Consider the following 26,093-nt stretch of genomic DNA (forward strand, 5'->3'; position numbering starts at 1 on the left):
GCAATCATTGCGCAAAGCGACGCAAACAGGATATCAAATAAGGGATAGGCGATTTTTGCGCTCTGACGCGGGTCTTGGATCGCTGAAAAATGCAGGCTGAAGTCTTCAAGGTACATGATATTGGGTTTCAATGCTCAAAAGAGAGTATAAGATCACAGCGCTTTACTCGAAGCAACCTGTTTATTTTTGACTAAAAAACATTCGTGATCTTGCCCTGGATTTAAAAGCTTGGGAAAAAACAGGTAGTTGGGGAATTTATGACTCAAAGCCAGATGAAAGATTTAATGTTTTGAATATCAAGGATTATAAAGAAAATTATTTGCTTGCATTTGGTTATCTTATTGATCTTCTTGATAAGAAAAATGTAAATAATCAATTTTGTCTTATTGGATATAAATGGAATAAAAAAAAGAACCGTGAAGAATCTGAGAGTTTCATGGTTTTTTGGGAAAATGCTAACTATCTGATTGATTGGAACTTACCAGATGGTGATTATGATGGTAAGTATAAAGCGATTATATTAAGTAAACCATTTATTAATATTTCTACATCTGTTGTTCCTTACAAAGAAGCAGAAGGAGCGCAGGCCTTATGGGCTAAAGAAGGCGTGATTCAGCTTATTGACGATTGCGAACTGCATGGGCAGAAAATCACAATCAAACCTTCTGAAGTGATCAAATTTAAATAATGATGAATCTGCTCACTGGTTGTGGGCAGTCTAGGATGTAAAATAAACATTTGTAATGACATTGACGTTACAGTTTAAAGTGGTACTCTTAACCGAAAACCATTCAAACTGAGGTGAACCATGCAAACAGTGAAACGCGATACATTGAATATTCGCATAAAACCAGAAATACGGAACCTGATAGACAAAGCCGCGGCCATTCAGGGAAAAAATCGCACAGATTTTGTGCTGGAAGCAGCTCGTCGAATAGCAGAAGAAACTTTGCTTGAACAAGCGATTATTACCGCCAGCCCAGAGGCGTATGCCGAATTTTTGGCGCGTCTGGATATGCCTCCACAACCTAATAAACAGTTGCGAGAAACCATGCAAATGGAAACGCCTTGGGGCAAGGAATTATGATAATTTCGGAACCAGAACTCCTGACTGACAACCATCAGCTTGAATTGTTTGATTCTGGTGTCGTTACGCTTGATCAGTGGCTGAAAAATCGCGCTCTGAAAAATAACTTTACTGGCGCATCAAAAACTTATGTGGTGTGCAATGAAAACCGGGTGCTGGCTTATTATTCTTTGGCAGCAAGCGCCATTGTGATTAATTCAGCCCCCGGCCATTTTAAGCGCAATATGCCTAATCCAATTCCGGTCATCGTATTGGGACGTTTGGCTGTTGATCAACGATTACAGAGAAAGGGGATAGGGCGTGCATTGGTGCAAGATGCAGCCCTGAGGGTAATACAAGCCGCTGATCTTATTGGTGTTCGAGGCATGATTATTCATGCACTTTCAGGCGAAGCAAAATCATTTTATGAAACTATAGGATTTGAGCCATCCCCCTTAGACCCAATGCTATTGATGGCGACTCTTGCAGATTTAAAAAGAGCCTGCATAACGGACTGAGTGATTTTGCTTTTTCCAACACCGGATTTCCAGCAGCAAGGCAATATTCTCATATTCTCTCAGAAAAGCGTTTTTGGCTCACTTCCATACCAATTTAGACGTTATTACCAATATGGTATCTGGTGTTATTCATAAGGATTCACCAAAACGTCGATAGTACGCCGCAGCGGGCTGAGGCAACTGACCAATGGTGGTTTCGCAGCGTTCGCTGACGTAACGCGTCGCGGCAAGGTTAATGCGTTGATAGATATTGATACATAAGTGGCGGGCTATTTGTCCTTCCCATTGCGTGGGCAGCAGAGCATCCGGCAGCAGGGGATCACGCAGTACAACACGGCGATAAAAGTGGATCAGCAGCAGGCGTAACTGAAAGCAGCGTTCTGGTGTCAGATCGTCTTCACGGCAATCCCGCAGTAGTGCCATCAAAGGGCGGAAGGAGACGATAAATTCGTGATAGTGTTGCGATACCTGTTCCAGTGACCAACTTACCGTTACCCGCTCTTTCAGACTCTGTTCTGAACGGGGATAAGGGTAATCGGCCCGAAAATAGATAACGGAATCGCTGGCGTTGAGTTCATGCAAAAGTGCGGGAATATCACTTTGGGCACTGCTTGGCGCCGCCATCAGGGTACTATTAAGTTGACCGAACCCAAGCCAGCTTAATTCTTTTTTCAGGCGGGTTCGTTCTTCTTTGGTTGTACCTTCCAGTAACAGCAGATCCCATTTACCATCCCATTCCGGCTGTCCGCTGAGATAGATTTTGCTTTCTGCATGGCGAAATTGATTCATGCCACGCTCGGTGATGCGGTAATAACTGCGTCGCCCTAGTTTTTCTACCGTAAGCCATCCCTCTTTTTGCAGGCGAAACACAGATGTCCGCACAAAACGGTCACTGAACCCCATCGGCTCCAGCAGGAGACTCAGGCTGCCAAGCCAGACTTCACCTCCACGGTGGCTGAGAGCATCGCCATACAGAGAGATGATCAGAGACGTTCCGCTGATAGGTTGGGCACCAAGAGCATGCCGGATAAAGTCGTCGAGTTTATGTGTCATATTTTTCCATGTTCTGCGCAAAAGTGTGTCATGACATTAACATAACTGTATATACCTGTCGTCTTTCAGGTTTCAGCGTTGTGCAGTCGTCTTCTGAAAATGACACTAATCACTCATTGCAAGTAACTTATTTTGATTAAAAATACATCCGTAATTTGAGTGCGTGGCTCAATTGGGCTACAATGTAATTGATTATTGACCAATGTAGGAGATTTAACATGGCCACAAACGCTGTTGTTCGCGCTCGTATAGATGAAACTCTAAAAAATGAGGCTACAGAAGTGCTTACTGGCATGGGGTTAACTGTTTCCGACCTAATACGCATTACTCTGACCAAAGTGGTCAAAGAAAAGGCTCTTCCATTCGATATACGTATCCCTAATGAGCTGACAGCTAAAACCATTGCCAACAGTGAGAAAGGGATTGATGTCCATAAAACTAAAGATACTGATGACTTATTTAATCAACTAGGTATCTGATAAACAATGAAGCAACGGGAGATTGAATATTCCAGTCAGTTTCAAAGAGATGTGAAAAAAGCTCAGAAGCGCCATAAGGATATAGATAAACTGAAAGAGCTTATGAAACTTTTGATTAATGATGAGTTGCCCCTACCAGAAATATACAAAGATCACCGACTACAAGGGGATTACAAGGGCTATAGGGATGCTCACATAGAGCCTGACTGGATTCTGATCTACAAAATCACTGATGACCTGATTAGATTCGAACGGACAGGAACTCACTCTGATCTGTTCTAAATAGTGGGACTACAGTCCCACTTAGCGGTTTTGTATCACTTGATTTAGGTGGCAAAAGGTTATTCACGTGGACGATTGTCGATCACCCGTACAGCTTTTCCTTCTGAGCGCGGAATGACGCCACAATTAACGATGCTGACTTCGGTGTTCAGCCCTACCATTGATTTAATGTGATGGCGAAGTTGGTGACAGAGCGTACAACATTGTTCATGGCTTAACAGGTCAGGCTCTTTCAGTTCGACTTTGACTGACAGGCAGTCATGGTGGCCTTTGCGGCTGACTTCTAATTGGTAGTGTGGCGACAGTTCCTTAAAGCGGATGATCTGTTCTTCTATCTGTGAGGGGAAGACGTTGAGTCCGCGGATAATCAGCATGTCATCGGAACGCCCGGTGATCCTGTCCATGCGGCGCATATTGCGTGCCGTGCCGGGTAATAGGCGTGTCAGGTCGCGAGTGCGGTAACGGATAACCGGCATGGCTTCTCTGGTCAGGGTGGTGAGAATCAACTCGCCTGTTTCACCCTCTGGCAGGATATTCAGGCTCTCCGAATCGAGCACTTCTGGATAGAAATGATCTTCCCAAATTGTGGAGCCGTCGGCATATTCCAGTGATTCCATCGCAACGCCAGGCCCCATGACTTCGGACAGGCCGTAGATATCCAGTGCTTTAATGCCCATGCGCGTTTCAATTTCAGTGCGCAGGGCTGCCGTCCACGGCTCTGCGCCGAAAATACCGACCCGCAAGGAGCATTTTCTGGCATCTCCACCCATTCTTTTTTCCAGCTCATCCAGCAACGTCAGGCAGTAGGATGGCGTCATCATGAGGATGTCAGGTTTGAAATCCAGAATCAGTTGCGCTTGTTTTTCGGTATTGCCGCCGGACATCGGGATCACGGCGGCCCCCAATCGTTCAGCGCCGTAGTGTGCCCCTAATCCTCCCGTGAACAGGCCGTAACCGTAAGCGACGTGAACTTTGTCTTTGGCGCTCGCGCCTGCAAAACGAAGGCTGCGGGCGATGAGATTTGACCAATTATCGATATCCCGCTGGGTATAACCCACCACGGTAGGGCGTCCTGTTGTGCCAGAGGAAGCATGGATACGTACAATCTTTTCCATCGGGACAGCAAAGGTACCAAAAGGGTAGTGTTCCCGCAGATCTTGTTTTGTGGTGTAAGGAAATTTGGTGATGTCATCAAGTTGTTTGAAATCACTCGGATGGACACCGGCTGCATCGAATTTTTGGCGATACATGGGAACGTTGTCGTAAGCGTGCTTGAGCGTCCATTTTATTTGTTTAACTTGCAGTGCCTGGATCTCATCATGTGAGGCAAACTCCATAGGGTCCAAGTGATGCTTTTTTAGGTGTTGTTTGTTGAGGTGCAGTACGTTGTTGCTCATCGTTGCCTGTCCTTTTGTTGGTTTGTTTGTAACAGGTTGCTTTTGTCGTTATGCGCAGGGTATTGATTAAGTCAGATCGTCAGGAATTAAGAGCCTATTTCAGCTGGCCCTGAGTTGTTGCTAGGAAATATGTTCAATGATCATGGCGATGCCTTGCCCTACGCCGATGCACATGGTGCACAGGGCATAACGACCCGCGCGCCGTTCCAGTTCAAGGGTCGCTGTCAGCGCAAGGCGGGCGCCGCTCATGCCCAACGGATGACCAAGCGCAATCGCGCCGCCATTCGGGTTGACGTGTTCCGCGTCAGCCGGTAAACCCAGTTGGCGCATTACAGCCAGTGCTTGTGCTGCAAAGGCTTCGTTCAGCTCAATCACATCCATTTGATTTAAAGTCAGGCCAGCAAGCGCCAGTACCTTGCGGGTGGTAGGCACTGGCCCGATCCCCATGATGCGCGGCTCAACGCCACAGGTTGCCGTTGCGACGATACGCGCCCGAGGCGTCAGCCCGTGGTGTAATGCGGCGGTTTCTGAGGCGATGATGAGAGCGGCTGCGCCATCATTGAGACCGGAAGCGTTACCCGCAGTGACTGTGCCGCCGGTACGGAACGGGGCTTTGAGTCGTTGCAGTTGCTCCAATGTTGTCTCAGGTCGAGGGTGTTCATCTTGTGAGACAACCGTCGTGGTGCCTTTTTTGTGGATTGAGGGCAATGTGACGGGGATGATCTCCTCAGCCAGAATACCGGTTTGTTGTGCTTTGGCTGCGCGCAGTTGGCTGCGCAGGGCGAAGGCATCCTGATCGTCACGGCTAATTTGAAATTGGGCTGCGACATTTTCTGCCGTTTCAGGCATGGAGTCGGTGCCAAATTGCTGCTGTATCAGCGGATTGATAAAACGCCAGCCAAGGGTAGTATCAAAAATCTCAGCCTGACGGCTGAATGCGCTGTCTGCCTTGCCCATCACGAAAGGCGCCCGACTCATTGATTCTACGCCGCCAGCTAGCACCAGCTGGGCTTCACTGGCTTTGATGCTGCGGGCAGCAAAAGCCAGTGCATCTAAGCCGGAGCCACACAGCCGGTTGACTGTCGTGCCAGAAACTGAACCCGGCAACCCTGCCAGCAGCGCTGCCATACGTGCGACGTTGCGGTTATCTTCTCCTGCCTGATTGGCGCAGCCGAGGATCACATCATCAATTTGTTCCCGATTCAGCGCAGGATAACGGGCCATCAATGCCTGTAGCGGCAGGGCCGCCAGATCATCCGTCCGCAGGCTGGATAGCGCACCGCCATAACGTCCGATGGGAGTACGGACACCATCACAGATAAACGCATGAGTCATGATTGTTCCCCTTGTCGGTTTTTCTGGGTGTTGTTGTTAAGAGAGCTGTTATTAGAGGATTGGTTGTTCAGCGGATTGTCTGAAACATGACGACCGACGCGATGGGCGCGCCCGCGGAAAAGTGCCACGACATTGCCTGCCTGATTGGTGATTTCCACGTCGTACAGGCCGGTTGTTTTACCTTGATGCTGAACGGAGGCGGTGGCCGTGAGTTGATCATCAACCAATACCGGGCGGATAAAATCAATGCTGCCACTGGAGGCCACTGCTGCCAGCCCTTCACTGTTGCAGGCGTAGGCGAAAGCGGTATCTGCCAGACTGAACAGAATGCCGCCGTGACAACTTTGGTGGCCGTTGAGCATGCTGGGGATGATTTTCATGCTGAGCCGGGCGAACCCGACATCAATGTGCTCAATGTGCATTCCCATATTTTGGGCGCAGGCATCCTGAGCGTACATGGCCTCAACGTGGTGGCGCGCCTGTTGGCTTGCGGCATTATCTTGCATGGACATCCCCTTTCTTGTGGTTTTCAGCTTTTTGGCGGGTGAGTTGGGTATGTCCCGCGGCTAGCTGGCGCAGCAAAGGAGCAGGGCGGTAACGAGGCTCCCCATAGAATTTTTGTAAGTTTTCCAGCGTACTGAGAATATGTTTCCAGCCCAATTGCTCTCCCCATGCCAGTGGGCCAATCGGATAATTCACGCCATAGCGCATTGCCAGATCGATATCTTCGGCGCTGGCAATACCTTTGTTGATGGCATCCAGCGCTTCGTTGCACAGCATGGCAACGGTACGCATTGTCAGCAGGCCGGGATAATCCGGCAGGAGGATCACTTGCTTACCGATTGATTGCAGAAAGCCGATCACTTTTGCCGTTTGCTGGGGAGTATTCTGACAGGCGATGCTGAGGGTAATGATGGAAGCCGATTGGTGATTGGCAGAAAGATCAAACTGCATCACCGGTACTCTGACTTCGTCAGCAATTTGCGAGCAGGTTCTCCCTTTGGTCAGCGCCAGAATAATGTCATCAACCTGTAATGTAGGAGAATGGAATCGGTCGTTTTTACTTTCTTCGAAGAGGATTCCATATTGCTGTAGTTTAGGTTGCTGTAGCAGGGCAGCAAAATGGGGCAAAACGGCCCAGTTTCCTGTTGCCTTGAGCCGCACCGGCGGTTTTTGTTTGCTGGGTTGTTTCGGCTCTATTCTCGGCAGTGGCTGACTCTCTTTTTTTCCGTTGCTTCCTTTCACCTCACTTCCCTTCACGTCATAAGAATAAAAACCGCGACCGCGTTTACGCCCCAGATGATCGGCATCCACCAGCTCTTTTTGTTGTAGCGAAGGTTGGAATCGGGTGTCGCCGTGGAAAGCGTGGAACAGGGATTCAGTCACGGCGTAGTTAATGTCGTGACCGATCAAATCCATCAGTTGTAGTGGTCCCATCGCGAAGCCGCCTGATTCTTTAATAACTGCATCCAGTGTGGCGGGAGCCGCAACCTGTTCTTCCAGCGCGCGCAGGGCTTCTGCATAGAAAGGGCGTGCGATGCGATTGACAATAAAACCCGGTGTAGAACGGCAGATCACAGGCTGTTTTTTCCAATGAACGACGAGATCCCTGAGGGTTGCCACAGTTTGGGGGGAAGTTTCCAGACCCTGTACGATTTCCACCAGCTTCATTAAGGGGGCAGGATTGAAAAAGTGCAGCCCTGCCATACGCTGTGGTGCAGACAGAACACGGGCAATGGCGGTAATCGGCAATGACGAGGTGTTACTGGCAAATAGGGTTTGTGCTGAACAAATGGCTTCCAGTTGTTGGAATAAATGCTGTTTGGCTTCCAATTGCTCAACAATGGCTTCAACCACCAGCGTACAAGGTGCCAGTGCCTGTAACGAATTCACCGGAGTGATGCGTTGTAACAAGGTTTCTGTTGTGCCAGCCTCTGCTTTGCCAGCTTCCACACGTTGATGCAGGCGAGCGCGGAGGTTATCCAGTGCATGACCTACCGCTTCACTATTTGCATCAAACAGCAGGACGGAATGTCCTGCCTGAGCTGCGACCTGAGCAATGCCGATGCCCATGGTTCCCGCCCCAATGACGGCGATGGGGCCGTTAAGTAGAGGCGTGGTCATGATTATTTCCCCTTGAATACCGGTTGGCGTTTTTCAATGAACGCACTGACGCCTTCACGAAAGTCTTCGCTGTGCCCGCATTGACGTTGTAAGTCGCGTTCGAGGTCAAGGTGCTGTTCCAGTGTATTGCCGGCTGCGGCATAAGTGGCTTGTTTGATGCAGCCAAGCGCGACGGTAGGCTGGGTTGCCAGATGTTCAGCCATCGCCTGCGTTTTATGGGCCAACTCTTCTGGCTCGACGACTTGCCAGATCATGCCCCATTCCAGAGCTTGTTCAGCGCTGATCTTCTCCCCTAATAATGCCATTCCCATTGCACGGGCCTGCCCAATCTTATGGGGCAGGAACCAACTGCCACCTGAATCCGGTGTCAGGCCAATGCGGCAGAAGGCCTGAATAAAACTGGCTGTGCGGGAAGCGATCACAATGTCACAAGCCAGTGCAAGGGAAACACCCGCCCCGGCTGCTACCCCATTGACGGCAGCGATAATGGGTTTGGGCAAAGCTGTCATACGCCGGATCAGCGGATTGTAGTAACGCTCAACGGACTGGCCCAGATCGGGCATGCCGCCCTCAGAGATAAACGAATTCCTATCATTTAAATCTTGCCCGGAACAGAAGCCGCGTCCGGCTCCGGTGAGCAGAACACAGCGTACTGACTCATCCTGTTCAGCAATATCCATCGCTTTGCTTAATTGCTGATGAAGTTCCTCGTTAAAGCTATTGAGGCATTCTGGACGGTTGAGCGTAATGCTAAGGACACCAGCTTTAATATCAGTGAGTACCATTGATATGTTTTCCATCGATCAGAACCCTTTGAATGTTGGTTTACGTTTTTCCAGAAAGGCGGTAATGCCTTCCTGACGATCGGTTGTACCTGCCAGAGCGACAAACTGTTGGCGTTCGGAAATCAGCCCTTGTGACAGGTTTGTTTCTTGTGCGGTTTTCAGGGCGGCTTTGGCGGCCCGCAATGCCAGCGGTGAAAATTCACTGATGCGTTGCGCGATTTGCTCTGCACGTTCCAGCGTTGTGAGGTCAGGACAAACTTCGCCGACCAGCCCCGACTCCCGTGCGCGGTAGGCGTCGATAGATTCACCCGTCAATATCATCTGGTAAGCCAGTGCCTTGCCGACGCTGCGGATGAGCCGCTGCGTTCCTCCTGCCCCCGGCATCAGCCCCAGGGTGATTTCTGGCAGACCGAAGCGCGCATTTTCTCCACAAATCACCAAATCACAGGCCAATGCCAGTTCGCAGCCAGCGCCAAGCGCATAACCGTTTACGGCGGCAATGATAGGTTTGCTAATGTTGTTCAAACGTTGCCAGAGTTGTGGGCGGGGATCTGTCATGGCTGAAGCAACGGTCTGTTGTTGCAGTTCTTTCAAATCGGCACCTGCCGCGAAACAGCTCGATGAGCCTGTAATGACAATGGCTCCCGTTCTGCTATCTGAATCCGCCAACTCTAATTGCTGCACGAGTTGTTCCAGACAGTCATTACTCAGGGCATTACGCACTTCCGGCCGGTTGAGGGCCAGCGTACATACCCTTTGTTGTTGGTGACATAAAATCCATTCCTGATTCATGGTCGGTCGTTCCTCATTCCTGATTTTTTATGTATGCAGACGTTTAGACGTCAAAATCGACAATTACGCCATCGCCTTTGGGCCATGACTGGCAACTCAAGATATAGCCAGCCGCCAGTTGATCCGGTTCGAGGCTGTAGTTCACTGCCATGTCTACTTCACCGGATTTAAGCCGGCATTTGCAGGTGGCGCACACGCCCCCTTTGCAGGCATAGGGTAAATCAGCACCCTGACGAAGTGCAGCATCAAGAATACTGTCATCCCCTGCGTTTATTGTTATGTTCAGAATGCGGCCATCCAAATGAACTTCGACACGGGTTTCGCTGCGCTCAGTGAGGTTGGCGGGACGCGAACCCATCGCCGCTTTTTGCATTTGCCCGGTATTGAAACGTTCACTGTGGATACATTGGGTGGGAATGCCTGCCTGTTCTAATGCTGAGTGGGCATCATCCAGCATCGCTTCTGGCCCGCAGAGAAACGCCTGATTAAACTGGGCGAAGTTGAGCAAGGTTTTACCGATGCGCAGCAAGTGATCGGTATCAATGCGTCCGTTAAACAGCGGGCTATCGGTGGCTTCCTGACTGAACAGATACAGCACCTGAAAACGATCCAGATAGCGATTTTTAATATCAGCCAACGCCTCTTTGAACATCACTGAGCGGCTGGTCCGGTTACCATAAATCAGCGTAAAGGTGCTGTCCGATTCCTGTGCCAATGTGCTTTTGATGATTGATAAAATGGGCGTGATACCTGAACCGGCAGCAATCGCCAGATAATGCCCTTGCTGGTTTGCATCGGGACAATGCCCAAAGTTGCCTTGTGGCAGCATAACCTCCAGCTCATCCCCGACCTTCAATTGTTGATTGATGAAAGTCGAAAAACGCCCCTGATATACGGCCTTGACGCCGATTTGTAAAACGTCGTCCAGTGGTGAACTACAGATGGAATAACAACGACGCAGCTCTTCACCGTTTACCTGAGCCTTGAGTGTCAGATGTTGGCCGGGTTGATAGCAGAAACGGTTCTTCAGTTCATCGGGAACGTGCAGTGTGACGGTCACGGCATCCGGTGTTTCCCGTTCAATGGCAGCGATGCTTAAGCGGTGAAAGCTATGTGACCGTACGGAGTGTGACCGTGCGTGGTGAAAAGTCGCCATCTTCTGCTCCCTTATTGAATTTAGATACATTTGAAATAATCAAACGGCTCCAGACACTGCTGGCAGCGATAAAGCGCTTTGCAGGCGGTAGAGCCAAATTCGCTGATTTTTTCTGTTGTATGGCTACCGCAGCGCGGGCAGATGATCGGTTCCGCATCTGCCGGTTTCTCACAGGCCAATCCCTGGGGTGGGGCAATGCCGAATTCACGTAAACGTTGTTTGGCATCTGCATTTATCCAGTCGGTTGTCCATGCGGGTGTCAGACTCACTTCGATGTCCACTGGCGCAAAGCCTGCTTGTGTCAGTGTTTCCTGAATGGCATTGAGCAGGTACTCCGTCGCGGGACAGCCGGAATACGTTGGGGTGAATGTCACCCGCCAGCCGTTTTGCATGTCTTGCATAGGCGTGACAGCCCGAATCATGCCGAGATCCGTAATGGAGAGCACGGGGAGCTCTGGATCGGCAATTTGGTGCAGGCACTGCCAGATTTGATGGATTTCCGGTGGCTGTACGCTTGCACGAAAGAGTGTGTTGTATTGCTGTTCCATCATTTCCTCCCATGACCACCGTTTTTTGTTACCAGATGCAGTTGGGGTAAGTACGTTGCAGATATTGCATTTCTGCCAGCATGTATCCCAAATTTTCCGTATGCAGCCCTTGTTTCCCGCCCTGTCGGTAAGGCTGTTCTGGTGGTATGTCTAATGTCGCTTCCGCGAACGTTTCGTTGACGATTTGCCGCCACGGTTCATGCAGTGTGCGGGGATCAACGGCTATGCCGTCTTCCGCCAGCCGTTGCTCTGTTTCGTCGCAATGGAATAACTCGCCGGTAAAGCGCCATAGTTGATTGATGGATTGCTGAATTTTTCCGTGGCTCAGCTCTGTGCCATCCCCCAGACGAATCATCCAGCTCCGGCTGAATCGCAGGTGATACTCCACTTCCTTCAATGACTTGGTGCTGATGGCAGCCAACTGGGGATCACGGCTTTGGCTCAGTGCCTGATGCAGGAGAACGTGATAGGCATCGATAAAAAATTGGCGAACCAATGTGTCGTTAAAGCCGCCGTTCGGCTGTTCCACCAGCAGTAGATTAAGGAACTCACGCTCATCACGACCAAACGCCAGATGGTCTTCATCAAGTCCCGTTCCTGAAAGGGTGGCAGCATAGCTGAGGAAATGGCGTGATTGCCCAAGCAGGTCAAGGCCGATATTCGCCAGAGCGAGGTCAATTTCCAGTTCCGGCGCATGTCCGCACCATTCGCACAGGCGCTGTGCCAGAATCAGCGGCGTATCTCCCTGACGTAGCACATAATGAAACAGGTCATGTTTGGGTGATAAAACGTTATGTGTATTCATATTTCCGTCCCCTACATATTCTTGATGCCATCAGGAATGGTGTAGAAAGTCGGATGACGGTAAATCTTGTCCTCCGAGGGTTCGAAAAACGCTCCGCGCTCTTCCGGTTGTGAGGCCACCAGATAGATGGATTTCACGACCCAGATGGAGCAGCCTTCATTGCGGCGCGTGTAGGCATCACGTGCGTTTTCCAGTGCCATTTGATCATCTGCCGCATGGAGGCTGCCAACATGGCGGTGAGCCAACCCCTGTTTACTGCGGACAAAAACTTCATACAGTGGCCACTCGTTATTGTTCATTAGATTCACTCCCTTTGGTTCTGTTCAGATGACGCGGATTAGGCAGCACTTTTTTTGGCGGCTGTTTTCTTGGCATGGACAAATGCGGCCTCACGTACCCAACTTCCATTTTCCCAAGCCCGGCGTTTGGCTTCCAGACGCTCGTGATTGCAGATGCCTTGTCCTTTCAGCACTTGATAGAATTCATCCCAGTTGATTTCTCCAAAACGGTAATGTCCGGTTGTTTCATCCCAGATCAATTCGGGATCGGGGGCTGTCATGCCCAGTGCCTCTAACTGGGGAACGGTGTTGTCGATGAATTTTTGCCGTAGTTCATCATTGCTGAATCGCTTGATTTTCCACGCCATGCTCTGGGCGCTATTGGGAGAATCGCTGTCATTCGGGCCAAACATCATTAATGTCGGCCACCAGAAACGGTTAATGGCATCTTGTAACATTGCGCGTTGAGCTTCGTTGCCATTTGCCAGCGCCATGACGGCTTCATAACCTTGCCGTTGGTGGAAACTTTCTTCCTTGCAGATCTTCACCATCGCGCGGGCGTAGGGACCGTAAGAGGCCCGACACAGGGCGACCTGGTTAACAATTGCTGCACCGTCCACCAGCCAGCCAATCACGCCAATATCTGCCCAGCTCAGGGTGGGATAGTTAAAGATGGAGGAGTACTTCATCTTGCCATCCAGTAGCTTTTGGTAGATGTTCTGACGGGAACAACCCAGTGTTTCAGCCGCGCTATAGAGATAAAGCCCATGTCCTGCCTCATCCTGTACTTTAGCCAGCAGGATGGTTTTGCGGCGTAATGTCGGGGCGCGGGTGATCCAATTGGCTTCCGGTAACATGCCGACCACTTCCGAGTGTGCGTGTTGACCAATCTGGCGTATCAGATTCTGGCGATAGGTTTCAGGCATCCAATCTTTGGCCTCAATGGACAGATCTGCGGCGATCTTGGCGTCAAAGTGCGCCTGAAGTGGGTCAGTTGTCATTTTTTGGCTCCATTATGATTCTTATTTTTTGATAATGAACATAAAAATGAATCATTTTAAATAACCATAAATCTACAAACCGATAACAAAAATATCAAACACTTGAGTTGTATATTTGTTGTACACATCACAATATGAATTTAAATACTTTATAAAACAAAATGTTAATATTTAATGTTTGATGATAACAAGAATATTAACAGGTGATCGGGCGCAAATGTTTTTATTTTGTTAATTTTGAGGGTGGCCTTGTTAATGAAACATATGATACATAAATAGCATGCTATTACTTAATGATTGATTCATTAATGAGATTGGTGGAGAAAAAAATGCAACAATTGACGAGTTACATTTGTGGCGCTTGGGTTTATGGGCAGGGCAACACGAGAACCATTCATCATGCAATCAGCGGCGAAGCCTTGTATCAGGTATCTTCAGAGGGTTTGCCACTCGCAAAAAGTTTAGAGTATGCCCGTGAAAAAGGGGGAAAGGCGCTGGCTGCGATGACATTCCAGCAACGGGCGCAGATGATGAAAGCCGTTGCAAAGCATCTGCTTGCCAACAAAGAGGCACTGTATGCCATTTCTATGCAGACAGGGGCGACCCGCTCAGATAGCTGGGTTGATATTGAAGGTGGTGTGGCGACGCTTTTTTCTTATGCAGGACTGGCAGGGCGTGAATTACCGGATGATACGCTGTGGCCGGAAGATGAGATGATACCGTTGTCTAAACAATCTCAGTTTGTGGCCCGCCATGTGCTGACTTCCCGCCCCGGAGTAGCACTGCATATCAACGCGTTTAACTTTCCTTGTTGGGGCATGCTGGAAAAACTGGCCCCAACGTGGATGGCGGGAATGCCGGCGATTATCAAACCCGCTACAGCTTCTGCCCAATTGACACAGGCGATGGTGAAAATGATCATCGACAGTGGTCTGGTACCGGAAGGTGCCTTGCAGTTGATCTGCGGTGGCATTGGTGATCTGTTTGATCATCTCGGTTATCAGGATGCCGTCACGTTTACCGGCTCGGCACAAACAGGCCAGAAACTGCGTGCCCATCCTCGGCTGATAGAAAAATCCATTCCTTTTACGATGGAAGCAGACTCGCTCAACTGCTGTATTCTGGGCGAAGATGTCACACCTGATATGCCGGAATTTGGCATATTTATCAAGGAAGTTGTCCGTGAAATGACCGTCAAGGCGGGTCAGAAATGTACGGCCATCCGGCGTATTATTGTGCCTGTCGGTCAAATGGAAGACGTTAAACAAGCATTGCTCAAACGGTTGTCTGGTGTGACGGTCGGCGATCCAACTTTGCCGGAAGTACTCATGGGAGCGTTGATTAATCAGGAGCAGCGTGATGAGGTACAGGCGAAAGTCAACGAATTGCACAATAGCGGGTGTGAGCTTTTGTGTGGGGGTTCACTGGATAACTTGGTCCTGACAGGTAGCAGCAACAGCAAGGGGGCCTTCTATCCGCCAACTTTGTTCTATTGCGCTGATCCAATGGCAAATCAGGTCGTACACAGTACGGAAGCGTTCGGGCCAGTTTCCACGTTGATGGCTTATAAGGATACCGAACAGGCGATTGAACTGGCGATGATGGGAGATGGCAGTTTGGTCGGTTCGCTGGTGACAGCAGATGAGCAGATTGCTGTACAGGTGATTCGTGCGGCAGCCTGTGCTCATGGCCGTATGTTAGTGCTGGATGAAGCTGCTTCTGCGGAATCCACAGGACACGGCTCTCCACTGCCCATGCTGGTACACGGCGGGCCGGGACGTGCAGGCGGCGGTGAAGAGCTGGGAGGGCTGCGTGCCGTAAAACATTACATGCAGCGCACGGCAATTCAGGCTAGCCCAAGTATGCTGGCTGCGATTGGTCGTGAATGGGTTCGTGGCGCAAAAGTGAAGGAAGAGCCGATACATCCATTCCGCAGGTATTTCGAACAGCTTGAAATTGGTGAAAGTTTACTGACTGCGCGTCGGACGGTGACGGAAGCGGACATCGTTAATTTTGCCTGTCTGAGCGGGGATCATTTTTATGCTCATATGGATAAAATTGGCGCGGCAGAATCCTTATTTGGCGAACGCGTGGCGCACGGCTATTTTGTCGTATCGGCGGCTGCGGGCCTGTTCGTTGACGCTGCTGTCGGGCCTGTACTTGCTAACTATGGTATGGAAAACCTGCGCTTCATTGAACCGGTTAAGATTGGCGATACCATTCAGGTACGTCTGACTTGCAAGAAAAAGATTAAAAAAGTCCAGAAAACGCCAGAAGATACACCACAAGGTGTTGTTGTGTGGGATGTTCAGGTGCTGAATCAGGAGCAACAACCTGTAGCGCTTTACAGCATCCTGACGCTGGTGGAGCGGCAACAGGGCGATTTTATGGCGTCAGCGTAGGACGGTAAGGGAATCGGAGATTCATGAAGCCAAGGAAATGGCTGGCCTGAGGGTATTTGCTAAAGATTATGGCTGCTGTAATCCTCAGGCTTTTTGCTAAAGTTTAAATTCAGGTTGAATGTCATCGTTAGCATAGGTGAGTTGTAACTTGTGGAATAATGCTTCCAATGTTGCCAACAAATATATGTTGAACTTTTCTTTTGCCAACGTCTGTATTTTCAATCTTCATAGACAATATCCTCCTCAACTAAGTGTGTGTTCCTGCCGACTCGTTTTAGATCACGGTAAGCAGCCTGTTTACTAGCCAGGCGGAGTGGCTTACCGACAATATGAATATGCTTAATAATGTCTGATACTGATCTTTTGGTATGTGTAAATTCGATAGTACCAAAAGGTGTTTGATACTCACCTTTACGGCCAGTAGTCATCACGGTTAATCGATCAATGGGGATTTGTGAGATGGCACCATATTCAGATAGTGCGGATTCTAGGCTGACATAGTTATATTCACCACGCCGCATCGCTTTGGCAATCAATTCCAAGGTATGAAGCCCTTTGTGGCGGGATAAAGCATACACATAAACCCCTTTACAGGCTCGTAATAGTACACCCTGCTTAACTAACCGACTCAATCCGGCTTCAAAAGCACGTTTGCTGGCTTCTGAAAACAGTTTGGCGAGATCTTTACTCGTAAAGACGTAGCGGCCTTGTTGGTCGAGTTTATTTAGACAGTGAATAGTTGTGGTCTGATTCATTTAAGTATACGCGTATATCACTTTAAAGTGCTATTTGGGTATACATAATAGCCACTTATTAAGTAAACGTGAACCACATAAAAAAGTGGTGTATCTGTCTACTTATGGTTCAGCCTACAGGCATCAATCATTCTGTATTCCCGCATTTAACGGCCTATTCCATTAGGTTTTAACTGAATGGATCTTCATCTGCGTATTTTTTCTTTTTAAGATTAGACCAGTCTCCTTCATCATTGACATTTTTAAAAACCCTGTCGTTTTTAATTTTAGATTTAAGTTGATATTTTTTGGGGAAGTTTATCCCTAAGCCGGGATTAAGATAATTATCAATAAACGTTGGACCGGTCATTTTTACCGTGTAATCAATCCGCCTCAATTCACGAGAAAATTTATCATTGGCATCATCAGGGTCAATGCCTGTTCTCCATACTGGATCTTGTATACCACATCTCGTATCCAGATTGATTTGGTGAGTTTTTTTTAATTTTAGTGCCAAATCGACTCTCTTATCTACTTCATGGTATTTATTGAATCTTTTTATTTGGCTGATTTCATCGGCTTTTGGGGATTCATACATTTGAATGGAAAGGTGATGTTTTTTTATCATAATAGCTATTTTTAATAATAGATTAAAAATTTCTTTTGATTGAGGAAGGGAGGCAATAATAGCATTTCCAAAGCGAGTATATGGAGTTGCAGACCAGCCTAACCCAGAGTTATCGCCTAAACCTATACTTGACCGAAGCTGTAGATCTTCAAATTTGGCCTTTTTTCTATCAAGCGTATTTTTTATATCTGAATCATACAGCTCGACATCAGCATCCAGATATATTCCTCCTTCCATATATAAAATGGTTAAGCGTGCAAGATCACTGGATGTTGCGTAATTATGATAATTACCCATTAAATTAAGATGATATATATGTTGTAAGTAGTTGATTAAATCAACATAATCTCCATAGCGCCTTGCGTTATCGGCATCTTTTTTTCGTTTGTTAAAATAACTTAAACAATTTAACATTGGATCTTGAATAGAATTCAGATAAAAAGCTTGTTGGCGTAGGAACCTGAAAGTGGTTTCAATATTTCTATAATTAAAGTTAACGGGTATCTCACCAAGATCAAAATCCGTATCCTGATATTTAAGTTTTATTTTTCTTAATGTGCTAACAATTAGCGACTGGACGTTTTTCTCCCCCCAAATATTAACTTCAAAACCCGGATTTGCGCTTTTTACCTCTATCATGTTTCTTAGGTTTGTTTCTGGTATGTTATTTCCACTCCAGAAATAATGGATTTTTTTGGGGATATTCATAAATTATTTCCCTTGTTTAAAAATAAATTCATGTTTGAATACATATAGTAACTCTTGATTATTATATTTTCGTGATTTTCATCACGATAAAAATTATCAATGTTACTTAATAATTTGATTGCGTTAATAACGTATTGATTTTAAATTGTTATTTCGTGAATGTTATTATGGATAACAGTTATAGATCAAGAACATATAAGGAAATTTAATTCAATGGAGTAAGCGTTATGATATTAAAGGGAGTTATTGCACCGGATTAAATATTGGTCACATGAGTTCATTAATATGATTTATATTTTACCTGTATGAAATGGTATTTATTTAAAATAAGGAACTGGATAGTGATTAGAATGGCAAAATAAATTGACCAAAGATAAATTAGATGCTATTTATTATATGGAATAAATTGATTTATTAACGCCTGATTCTGTTTTGGTATTGTTAATCCAAGTCATGGGTAGATAATAAAAACAGATGAAATACCTTATGTAATGTAATAGCAGAAGGGTTATAGATTGATTAATTTCTTAATGATAATCAGGCGTTATATTTTTTCTATAATATCAATTCAACAGTTTTCTTTTCAGGTACAGCTTTCTCGTAAAATGCGCATCACGGTATCTGCTCCGCTGCGATTGGGGTTAATGCGGATCATACGGTGTTCCAGTGTAGGATCTGCTTGGCGAAAGGTACCAGAAATTCGGTAAAATAGGGGAGGGATTTCAAATTTTGATTCCGCGCCCACCGGATAAGGCAGCGCTCCGAATGTATGGGCTGCGGTGAGTACCCTTTCTGCAATCGGTTCGTGAAATTCCACTAGTAGGACTTTTGATTGGGCATTGGCGAGGAATGCCTGTTTCACTTGCAGCAATTCCCCTTGATTCAAGCGTGCGACCAGTTCGTTATTAACTTCTGCCTGTACTGCGTGCATGACGGGCGCGAATACCATACCCCGCAAGGCTTCCATTGCCTGATAACCTTGTATCTGGCAGCCGCCGGAATACATGCTGTGGCGAAGGCTATCAATGATTGCCTGTTCTCCTACAACAATCCCAATTCCTTGTGGCCCCAATAACTTAAAACAAGAGAATGTGGAAAGCGTTGCGCCATACTCACAACCAATCTGTGCCACTTTCATCACCGCATAATTATCGTCCACTAGTGAAGGAATGTGATATTGATTCAGCATGTCAATCACTGCTTGCAGGGAGTAACTGTCAGATATCTTCTGGCGTGTGTGCTGGACAAGACAGGCCACAGGTTGGTATTGCCGGATGGCCGCCACAATTTGTTCCGGATGATTGAAATCCGCCTGAACGATGTTTAATCCCATCTGTTCAATCGATACTTTAGTGGTGGGGTAAATTGGCGCATCATGCACAAGCAATGTTGCATTGGGGCTGACTAAGGCGGCCAGCCCCGCACGCAATGCGCCTGTTCCTGCTCCATTGACAAAAGCTGCTGTTTCAGCGCCAAAAAACTCCGCAATCACTGCCTCAATGCGTCGCGTCATGCGTGGCTGGTGTAGATCCGGGACTAAGCCCAGATCACCTTGCGAAAGAAAATCAGCCCCCGGAAAGTGACGACAGATAATATCCACCAGCTTGAATTGCTGTTGTTGTGCTTGTGCCATCGTCATGCTTTGCAATGGATAGGTTTTCATTTTCTTATTTTATTCCCAGCAGAAAGAGCAAGTTCGCGAGAATACCTACGGTAATTGTTGCGATCGGGCCGATAGCCATTTCCACTAAAGGACGTTTAGAGGTACGGTTGAGCAGATAGATACCCGCTACGATCATAAAGCCCATTCCCGGCAGAATGGCGTTGGAGGCAATCATAGCACCAACCAGCAAGGCAACTTCGAGCATTTTGGTGATCGCGGTACGAATGTGTCCGCTACACGCTTTCACGCCAGGGTATTTATCCAGCCAGACTGCAATTTTCGCCAGCAGTTGGATTTCGATAAACATAGTGATACCACCCGCGACAAAGGCAATCCACGGGTTGTTGGTCGCCAGCCCTGCCACAAATACGAATTTCATGCCATTCGGGCTGTAAACGCCGGTCGCTATCGCTGTTGTGCCCACTAGTGGAACAAAACCAATGGCACGTGCCAATGCTACCAGCAATGCGTTTGTCTGCTCGCCTTGCGCCATCAGTTGCAAGGAAACCGGGCCTTCCGCCAGCAGGCTGAAAGACATGGTTGCCGCACTGGCGGTCAGGCCACCACACAGAATCAGCAGCCACTTATTTTTCTGGATGCGTTCTATACGGGTTGAAAACAGGCCGACCAAGACTTCATTGGCTCCTTTTTGCGCTGTCGATTGAGCGGGACGCTCGCGCATCGCAAAGTAGAACATGGCAATCATCGATAGCAGCAATGCAGCGCCGTTAGGGTCAATGCTGACGGGTTTTTCGATCATACCGCCAAAACTCAATGGGCCAATGGCTTTGGTGGCCAGATAGCCAACCAGTGCAGTGAGCATGACCAATAAGCCTTTGCGATAGCCATATTGATAACCGACGACCATGGCAGGGAATAGGGCAAAGCAAGCCACAATCGGATCACCGACTTTTTTGAGGTCATCGGTGAAATTGACGGGCAGCAGGGCAAACAGTTCTACCACCGAACGCAGGCCGGCCAGCAAGGCAATGGCATACAGCGCACCGATGATACCAGAGGCGATAAAGCCTCTTCGGCTGTTGGCACACCAGATGCCAATCATGTCAGTGCCGAGTAACAGACTGTGAACCAGCACAATGGGAGCGGTGAGTGAAAAGGGAATGCCAAAACCGACAACTAAACCAATGCTCAGGGCGAAGCTGGTTGCGGCGAGTACTTTTCGGCTCATCCGTCCTTCAAGGTATTCAGGCAATAGGGGTCGCAGGCCATCATGGAAAACTGCGATACCGCGGTTTGCCATCATGGCAGCAATAGCCCCGATTGCTGCCAATAATCCCGCTTTGAAAGGATCAACTTCCATCAATCTGATCAGGAAATCATGGAAATGCTGCATGATAGGCTCCTTATAGTGAGATGATGGTGTTAATTATCACTGGCAGGACGATATCAATATCTTGTCCTGTGAAACCAAATGCTTTTTTACCTGCTTTCACGTGGGCAATAATTTCGTCATCAGACAGAATTTTGCCCGGCATGCCTATGGTGGCACATTGTTCGAAGCCGATAAGGGCGATTGCGATGGCCAATGCACCACCACCACCGGTGTTGCATGCGCCAAGGTAGTAATCTGCTTCGCCATTTTTAATTGCCATAGCTGCTTCAATGTCATTCATGACTGTAATGGAAGTGGCTTTGTCTCCTGCTAATTGACGAATATTCTCGGCTATCGCCTCTTTCTCTATTTGTCCACCAATGACAAATCTCATGTTGTTATCCCTCTCTTTGTGTCTTCTATCGGATTGCTTTTAAAAATTATTTTTTCTATTTTCTTGAACGCATTTTTTTAAAAATCTGGTTTTTGAAAACCTTGTTCTTGAAAACCTTGCCTTGGAAAACTCAACGTTGGAAAAATCGTACAGGATTATCGCGTAGCATTTGATCTATCTGCGTTTGGGAAAAACCCGCTTCCAGCAACATGGGAACGAATACGGTTAACAGATAGTCGAAGCCATTTCCTCCATTGCTTTTTAAATGAGAGCGGCGAGTGATATCTTGGGAAAGCATTACTCGCTCAAGTAACCCAAACTTGGCGATTTCCTGCAACATGGCAATGCGCCGGCTGTCTGGATAGTAATTATTTTTACCGATGGTATCGAATTGTACCCATGCCCCTGCGTCCAGCAGCGGAATGATGGTATCCAGATTGTCTTTAAGATCACAATGGCCGATAGCCACATGCTCGGGGGATACGCCAAATCCTTCCAGCAGCGTCAATTGCTCGAGTCCCATTGTACTCAATGTGGTATGGGTGGAAATGGGGCAACCTGTGGCCTGATGTGCCAGTGCGGCGGCGGCAAATACTTTTTTCTCGTTTTCGGTGATTTGCCCGAGACTGGAGCCTATCTCTGCGATCACGCCGGCTTTTAATGCGATACCATCAATGCCTGTCTCGATCTCTGAGATCATATCATCGGCGATCATTTGTACACTCAGTTCGCTGAAATGGGCTGGGAAGAAGGGCTGTTTATAGTAGCCTGTCGAGGCAATGATATTGATGTGGGTATCACGCATTAAATTCAGTAGAAAAACCGCATTGCGTCCCATGTAACGGTTAGTCATCTCCACGATGTTCCTTACCCCAAGGGCATAGAGATGATGCAGCTCATCAACGATCAGATCATATTGATCCAATCGGCAATCGAGGCTGCCTTTTGCACCAGAAAGATCGATATGCAGATGCTCATGTACATAGGTATAGCCAGAGGAGTCAATGAGGCTATTTGTTTCTGTCGCCAAGTGATGATTTACGGTTCGGTTTTCTGATGAGAGTTGCAGTGTGTACCCCCGGCTTTTAACTTGATATCTTTGATATCCCACGGCCCGAGTGTGCCTTCAACTGCATTAATGCTGGATGAGGAATACGAAGCGGAATGTGTGGGCGTATCCCCAGTCTGGTTGTAGTATCCCATAAAATGTTTGCTCAGGATCATGCGGTAAATCCACTATAGCGAAAATAACATTATTTAATGACGGAATATTATTATATGTAATACCTATATTGAGGGATTATTTAGAATAGCCACTATTTTTCCAATTCCCTTGGCTGTCATAAATGCCTTCAAGTTTTGGAGAACCTGATTGGATACCTGAAACAAGAGCGACATCACTGCGAGTCACGAAGATTTGAGGCCGGAAACACATGATCACAGGACTGCCGACAGGATGAGTGCCTGACAGCGGGAGGTTGTAATCAATGCAGGGTTCTCCCAGTCGCAGTATGCGCACTTTTTTGGGAAAAATCGTGTGCTCAGTGAAAACCAGCGCATGTTTCATGTGCCCACGTTTATAGTAACCGCCACCATAGCAGTAACTATTGCCATCATGGTGATGAGAAACTTCCGTGACATAGACCATCGCAACATGTTCGGGCTCTTGACCGCTGATATTGGCGGGGACAGTTCCGGTCAGGGCATGGCCCGGTTCCAGATGGGTGGCGCCGTATTTGGCCAGTAGTGGTATCGTGTTACAGCTTGATGCTGCCGGAGCATTGATTTGTGAAAGGTTAATTCCGAGTTGTTCGAGTCGGTTTCGTGCACGGATGAGGGTCAGCAAATTAGTGGTAGGTAAGGTTGTCTGGTATCGTTCATCCCATGACAGACAAGGGAAATGTGTCAGCCCGCTCAATTTAATGCCGGGCATGTGTTTTAAGACATCCACGGTGGCATCGAGCTCACTGAAGATGATACCCGCTTCCTGACCGGGGAAAGCAATATCTCGTTTATCAAATACTTTCAGCATGACGGGCTGAATTCGTCCCAATTTCTCCGCCGCATCCGAAATGGCTTGTGCTTTTTCAAGCGAATATACTGTGATGATATCTGGCTTATGCCTGAGCATGGTTTCGATTAAATGTGTCGGTGTTTGCACCAAGTGGCCGATGTGGCACAGGGGGATACCATGCTGGCTCAGGCTATAGGCTTCCCTGAAATCGACAGCGACAACACCGCGATAACCGAGTTCAACCAACTTCTTAGTCAACCATGGATTGCGCCCGGTTTGTTTGGTCATCAAATAGAGTTCAATGCCGTGCTGCTCTGCGGCTTGTAGTAAGCGCCGACCATTATTCAAGACCTGATCGACATCAATGATGTAAGTATCCGGCAAAATGACGCCCTGTTGCCAAAACTCTTTTGCAACTTCAATCAATTTGGGGTTCTGTTTTTTCAATGCGTCAATAAACATAGGCTTCCCTTCATGTCTGTCTGTAAAGCAGTAAGGCTGTGTAAGAATTAAAATTTTCTGTAAAAATAAATTTTCATTTTTTTGAATATTTATGATGGTATCAAAAGCTAGCCGCTTTCGATCGAAAGCATTAAACCATATAAATTCACTAACAGATAGCCTTCTTCGTTGGGATCTAGCTTCACTTTGAAGTTTTCTATCAAAGAGCGATGAATGATCAGTAATCGATTGTAGTATTCAGACTGCTCAATTTTTGACAGTATGCCTTTATCCAGAGGAGAGACTCTTTCACCGCGACGTGAACGCATAAAAGCACCTGCCATATGGGTAAGCGCCATTTCGCCTTGTGGGTGATGGATAGGGATATGCCAGGTATCTTCCAGAACATGCACAACATTCAGCATGTCATCGTAGATATCTTGATCGATAACACCACCTTGCAACAAGATAGTTAAGCGTTGTTCTACCATTGCCTTTTTGTTATACGCCAGTATTAGTAAACCATTTAATGTGATTGTCGGAGTGTCAATAAACGGGTTCGATGATGCCTGCTACGACATTTCGTTGATGAGTCAGCAAGGCATCCTTATCAACCATCGTATGCAGGAGTTGCTGGATGGGGATATTATCCTTACGGGCAAGGATAACGGCTTCAGATGCTTTGATAAAGCATTCGCTGTTATCGGGGAGTTGCGTCATCAGGCCCTGTGCTATCAGTTCGTGGCCTTCTCCGACGTTCCAGATGGCCGCATCAATGTGGCCTTTGATGATTTGATTCAGGCATTCATGGTAAGAAACCTCGACCAATTCAATTTCTTTTCCGGCAAAAAATTGCTCTGTCATTATTTTCTGGTCTGCTGAGGTACTGTCTAATCCCACGCGGCGAATGGATTCCATTTCGCCATGACGAAAGATTAGCCTATGCCTGTCTGTATAACTTTGAGTCCCTAGTGAAAGCGCAATATATAGATCTTTATTTTCTGGGTGCTGCTCTGCGGCAAGTCTTGATGTTACAGCTAAGTCGTAAACACCATTCAGTAAACATTCAATGCGGATATCTGAGCCACGCATATGCGCAAAGTAAAAAGGAACACCTGCACATTGAGCTTTTAAACCACTTGCCAGCCCTTCATAAGCACGGGTATAAGGAAGAGGCATTGCGCAGACCACATTGCCGATATCGGCATACTCCAAGAGTAATTTGTGGTTTATCTGAGCAAGGAAACTACCATTACGACCACGACGCTTAATTCCAACCGCCTGTACCTGTTCGAGAGATTTTAATGCTGCTTGCATCAAACCCACGGACAAATCGCATTCTTTAGCCAGTAACTCAATGGTTTTCAGTCGGTTACCACATTGTTCAGAGAGGAGATAACGGGCCAGAAAAGCCTGTGCAATCCCCTCTTTTTTAATGAATGTTTGACTTATCATTACAAGTTGTTATCCATTCTCGTTTATATTCATAAAATTGAACATAAACCGCAACAAGCGAATTAAAGAAAGGGGATTAATATCACAATTATTATAAAAATGAAAATTTAAAAAATAATAAAGTCTAATATTATCAATATTTTGAAGATATATTTTTATTTTTCTCTGAAGATATTAAAATCGCTATTATAGAAGAATATAGGGAATGCAGGGGGGGTTTTATGCTTGTTCACTGTATTCTTCTTCCTGGGTGGTGATTTTTGCTACACTATTTATCACGTGATAGAATAATTAGGTTATATTCTTTACGTTATTATTATATAAATCAATAAAATATCTTGTTGGGTTTATTTTATTTAAGGGCATCAAGGATTATTTTTTTGTTGTTATATGCAATAAAAAATCTTGTTTGTTTCAGGATCTTATTTTAGTTTCATATTGTAAGTTGTTTCTTATCTATACCCAAACCCAATGAATTTCTAGCTGTGGCGCAGTTAATAAAGCTGTTTTTTGAAAAATGAAGTATATATATCAAAAGGTTGCCACCGATGAAAATTACTGCCAATCATATTTCGATTGAAGTTGAAGATAGGGTCATGTATTGAATAGTTAGTTGATGTGATATGCTTTTAGCTTTTTTAGGTGAAGTATGGCTAAAGTTGACGTTTATTGCCGTTATTGTCTCAAATCAGAAAAAGTGAA

Annotated in this window: 29 protein-coding genes; 6 read left to right on the plus strand and 23 right to left on the minus strand. The window is 46.9% G+C overall.

All coding sequences use genetic code 11. The annotated features are described in order from the left end of the window. Positions 1-116 (minus strand): transposase family protein (locus AAC854_RS14680; RefSeq protein ID WP_340617780.1); only part of this gene is annotated, 116 nt, incomplete at its 3' end. 173 nt (positions 117-289) lie between these two features. On the opposite strand from AAC854_RS14680, the gene AAC854_RS14685 reads away from it, so the two are divergent. The 3 genes from AAC854_RS14685 to AAC854_RS14695 all read left to right on the plus strand — a co-directional run bounded on the left by AAC854_RS14685 (position 290) and on the right by AAC854_RS14695 (position 1,584). Continuing rightward, the gene (locus AAC854_RS14685) at positions 290-688 is read left to right on the plus strand and encodes a hypothetical protein (protein ID WP_340617756.1); all 399 of its coding nucleotides are present in this window, start codon (positions 290-292) and stop codon (positions 686-688) included. 120 nt (positions 689-808) lie between these two features. Further along, positions 809-1,087, plus strand: a complete 279-nt coding sequence (locus AAC854_RS14690) for a type II toxin-antitoxin system TacA family antitoxin (RefSeq protein WP_047962732.1) — start codon at positions 809-811, stop codon at positions 1,085-1,087. After that, positions 1,087-1,584: a GNAT family N-acetyltransferase gene (locus AAC854_RS14695; protein ID WP_422824093.1), complete on the plus strand. Its 498-nt coding sequence runs from the start codon at positions 1,087-1,089 to the stop codon at positions 1,582-1,584. The genes AAC854_RS14690 and AAC854_RS14695 overlap by 1 nt, the downstream gene beginning before the upstream one ends. A 129-nt stretch (positions 1,585-1,713) precedes the next feature. Here AAC854_RS14695 and paaX read toward each other — a convergent pair whose 3' ends face one another. Then, a complete protein-coding gene (paaX, locus tag AAC854_RS14700) occupies positions 1,714-2,637 on the minus strand; it encodes a phenylacetic acid degradation operon negative regulatory protein PaaX (protein ID WP_340617758.1) in 924 nt (307 codons plus the stop codon). Positions 2,638-2,855: 218 nt separating this feature from the next. Between paaX and AAC854_RS14705 the strand changes: the two genes are divergently transcribed. Next, positions 2,856-3,116: a type II toxin-antitoxin system RelB/DinJ family antitoxin gene (locus AAC854_RS14705; RefSeq protein ID WP_340617759.1), complete on the plus strand. Its 261-nt coding sequence runs from the start codon at positions 2,856-2,858 to the stop codon at positions 3,114-3,116. Between the two features lie 6 nt (positions 3,117-3,122). Continuing rightward, positions 3,123-3,398: a type II toxin-antitoxin system YafQ family toxin gene (locus AAC854_RS14710; RefSeq protein WP_340617760.1), complete on the plus strand. Its 276-nt coding sequence runs from the start codon at positions 3,123-3,125 to the stop codon at positions 3,396-3,398. A gap of 59 nt (positions 3,399-3,457) precedes the next feature. Here AAC854_RS14710 and paaK read toward each other — a convergent pair whose 3' ends face one another. From paaK to paaA, 11 genes are all read right to left on the minus strand, one after another. Beyond that, positions 3,458-4,795 (minus strand): phenylacetate--CoA ligase PaaK, encoded by a 1,338-nt coding sequence (gene paaK / locus AAC854_RS14715; protein ID WP_340617761.1) that lies wholly within the window; start codon positions 4,793-4,795, stop codon positions 3,458-3,460. Positions 4,796-4,915: 120 nt separating this feature from the next. After that, entirely contained in the window at positions 4,916-6,130 is a 1,215-nt protein-coding gene (gene pcaF / locus AAC854_RS14720; RefSeq protein WP_340617762.1) for a 3-oxoadipyl-CoA thiolase, read from the minus strand. Then, the gene (paaI, locus tag AAC854_RS14725) at positions 6,127-6,636 is read right to left on the minus strand and encodes a hydroxyphenylacetyl-CoA thioesterase PaaI (protein ID WP_340617763.1); all 510 of its coding nucleotides are present in this window, start codon (positions 6,634-6,636) and stop codon (positions 6,127-6,129) included. The genes pcaF and paaI overlap by 4 nt, the downstream gene beginning before the upstream one ends. Then, complete coding sequence (locus tag AAC854_RS14730) at positions 6,626-8,254, minus strand: 3-hydroxyacyl-CoA dehydrogenase (RefSeq protein WP_340617764.1); 1,629 nt, start codon at positions 8,252-8,254, stop codon at positions 6,626-6,628. Before AAC854_RS14730 ends, paaI begins: the two co-directional genes overlap by 11 nt. 2 nt (positions 8,255-8,256) lie before the next feature. After that, positions 8,257-9,054, minus strand: a complete 798-nt coding sequence (paaG, locus tag AAC854_RS14735) for a 2-(1,2-epoxy-1,2-dihydrophenyl)acetyl-CoA isomerase PaaG (protein WP_340617765.1) — start codon at positions 9,052-9,054, stop codon at positions 8,257-8,259. Positions 9,055-9,057: 3 nt separating this feature from the next. Further along, positions 9,058-9,831, minus strand: coding sequence for a 2,3-dehydroadipyl-CoA hydratase PaaF (gene paaF, locus AAC854_RS14740; RefSeq protein ID WP_340617766.1), 774 nt, complete (start codon positions 9,829-9,831; stop codon positions 9,058-9,060). 43 nt (positions 9,832-9,874) lie between these two features. Next, complete coding sequence (paaE, locus tag AAC854_RS14745) at positions 9,875-10,987, minus strand: 1,2-phenylacetyl-CoA epoxidase subunit PaaE (protein ID WP_340617767.1); 1,113 nt, start codon at positions 10,985-10,987, stop codon at positions 9,875-9,877. 20 nt (positions 10,988-11,007) lie between these two features. Next, entirely contained in the window at positions 11,008-11,535 is a 528-nt protein-coding gene (gene paaD, locus AAC854_RS14750) for a 1,2-phenylacetyl-CoA epoxidase subunit PaaD (RefSeq protein ID WP_340617781.1), read from the minus strand. 28 nt (positions 11,536-11,563) lie between these two features. Further along, on the minus strand, positions 11,564-12,340 hold the full coding sequence (gene paaC / locus AAC854_RS14755; protein WP_340617768.1) for a 1,2-phenylacetyl-CoA epoxidase subunit PaaC: 777 nt from the start codon (positions 12,338-12,340) through the stop codon (positions 11,564-11,566). Between the two features lie 11 nt (positions 12,341-12,351). After that, positions 12,352-12,639: a 1,2-phenylacetyl-CoA epoxidase subunit PaaB gene (gene paaB, locus AAC854_RS14760; protein WP_047962088.1), complete on the minus strand. Its 288-nt coding sequence runs from the start codon at positions 12,637-12,639 to the stop codon at positions 12,352-12,354. Between the two features lie 38 nt (positions 12,640-12,677). Next, positions 12,678-13,619 carry a 1,2-phenylacetyl-CoA epoxidase subunit PaaA gene (gene paaA / locus AAC854_RS14765; protein WP_340617769.1) on the minus strand — a complete coding sequence of 314 codons (942 nt, stop codon included), beginning with the start codon at positions 13,617-13,619 and terminating at the stop codon, positions 12,678-12,680. A gap of 329 nt (positions 13,620-13,948) precedes the next feature. Here paaA and paaZ point away from each other — a divergent pair, with 329 nt between their 5' ends. Then, on the plus strand, positions 13,949-16,021 hold the full coding sequence (gene paaZ / locus AAC854_RS14770; RefSeq protein WP_340617770.1) for a phenylacetic acid degradation bifunctional protein PaaZ: 2,073 nt from the start codon (positions 13,949-13,951) through the stop codon (positions 16,019-16,021). A 218-nt stretch (positions 16,022-16,239) separates the two neighbouring features. Here the strand turns inward: paaZ and abiEi are convergent, their stop codons facing one another. The 10 genes from abiEi to yhfZ form a co-directional block, all read right to left on the minus strand. After that, positions 16,240-16,776: a type IV toxin-antitoxin system AbiEi family antitoxin gene (gene abiEi / locus AAC854_RS14775; protein ID WP_340617771.1), complete on the minus strand. Its 537-nt coding sequence runs from the start codon at positions 16,774-16,776 to the stop codon at positions 16,240-16,242. A 169-nt stretch (positions 16,777-16,945) separates the two neighbouring features. Further along, a complete protein-coding gene (locus AAC854_RS14780) occupies positions 16,946-18,091 on the minus strand; it encodes a glycosyltransferase (protein ID WP_340617772.1) in 1,146 nt (381 codons plus the stop codon). A gap of 583 nt (positions 18,092-18,674) precedes the next feature. Further along, entirely contained in the window at positions 18,675-19,754 is a 1,080-nt protein-coding gene (locus tag AAC854_RS14785) for an aminotransferase class V-fold PLP-dependent enzyme (protein ID WP_340617773.1), read from the minus strand. A 4-nt stretch (positions 19,755-19,758) separates the two neighbouring features. Next, complete coding sequence (locus AAC854_RS14790; protein ID WP_340617774.1) at positions 19,759-21,108, minus strand: YhfT family protein; 1,350 nt, start codon at positions 21,106-21,108, stop codon at positions 19,759-19,761. Between the two features lie 10 nt (positions 21,109-21,118). Next, positions 21,119-21,481 (minus strand): DUF2620 domain-containing protein, encoded by a 363-nt coding sequence (locus tag AAC854_RS14795; protein ID WP_340617775.1) that lies wholly within the window; start codon positions 21,479-21,481, stop codon positions 21,119-21,121. A gap of 130 nt (positions 21,482-21,611) precedes the next feature. Then, the gene (locus AAC854_RS14800) at positions 21,612-22,511 is read right to left on the minus strand and encodes a phosphotriesterase-related protein (protein WP_340617776.1); all 900 of its coding nucleotides are present in this window, start codon (positions 22,509-22,511) and stop codon (positions 21,612-21,614) included. A gap of 8 nt (positions 22,512-22,519) precedes the next feature. Beyond that, complete coding sequence (locus AAC854_RS14805) at positions 22,520-22,705, minus strand: hypothetical protein (protein ID WP_340617777.1); 186 nt, start codon at positions 22,703-22,705, stop codon at positions 22,520-22,522. Between the two features lie 76 nt (positions 22,706-22,781). After that, positions 22,782-23,957 carry a YhfX family PLP-dependent enzyme gene (locus tag AAC854_RS14810; protein WP_340617778.1) on the minus strand — a complete coding sequence of 392 codons (1,176 nt, stop codon included), beginning with the start codon at positions 23,955-23,957 and terminating at the stop codon, positions 22,782-22,784. Positions 23,958-24,064: 107 nt separating this feature from the next. Next, on the minus strand, positions 24,065-24,427 hold the full coding sequence (locus tag AAC854_RS14815) for a PRD domain-containing protein (protein WP_340617779.1): 363 nt from the start codon (positions 24,425-24,427) through the stop codon (positions 24,065-24,067). A 55-nt stretch (positions 24,428-24,482) separates the two neighbouring features. After that, a complete protein-coding gene (gene yhfZ, locus AAC854_RS14820) occupies positions 24,483-25,388 on the minus strand; it encodes a GntR family transcriptional regulator YhfZ (protein ID WP_340617782.1) in 906 nt (301 codons plus the stop codon). Positions 25,389-26,093 lie beyond the last annotated feature (705 nt).

Origin of the sequence: Xenorhabdus entomophaga (genome assembly GCF_037996725.1) — a bacterium.
Lineage (GTDB): Bacteria > Pseudomonadota > Gammaproteobacteria > Enterobacterales > Enterobacteriaceae > Xenorhabdus > Xenorhabdus khoisanae.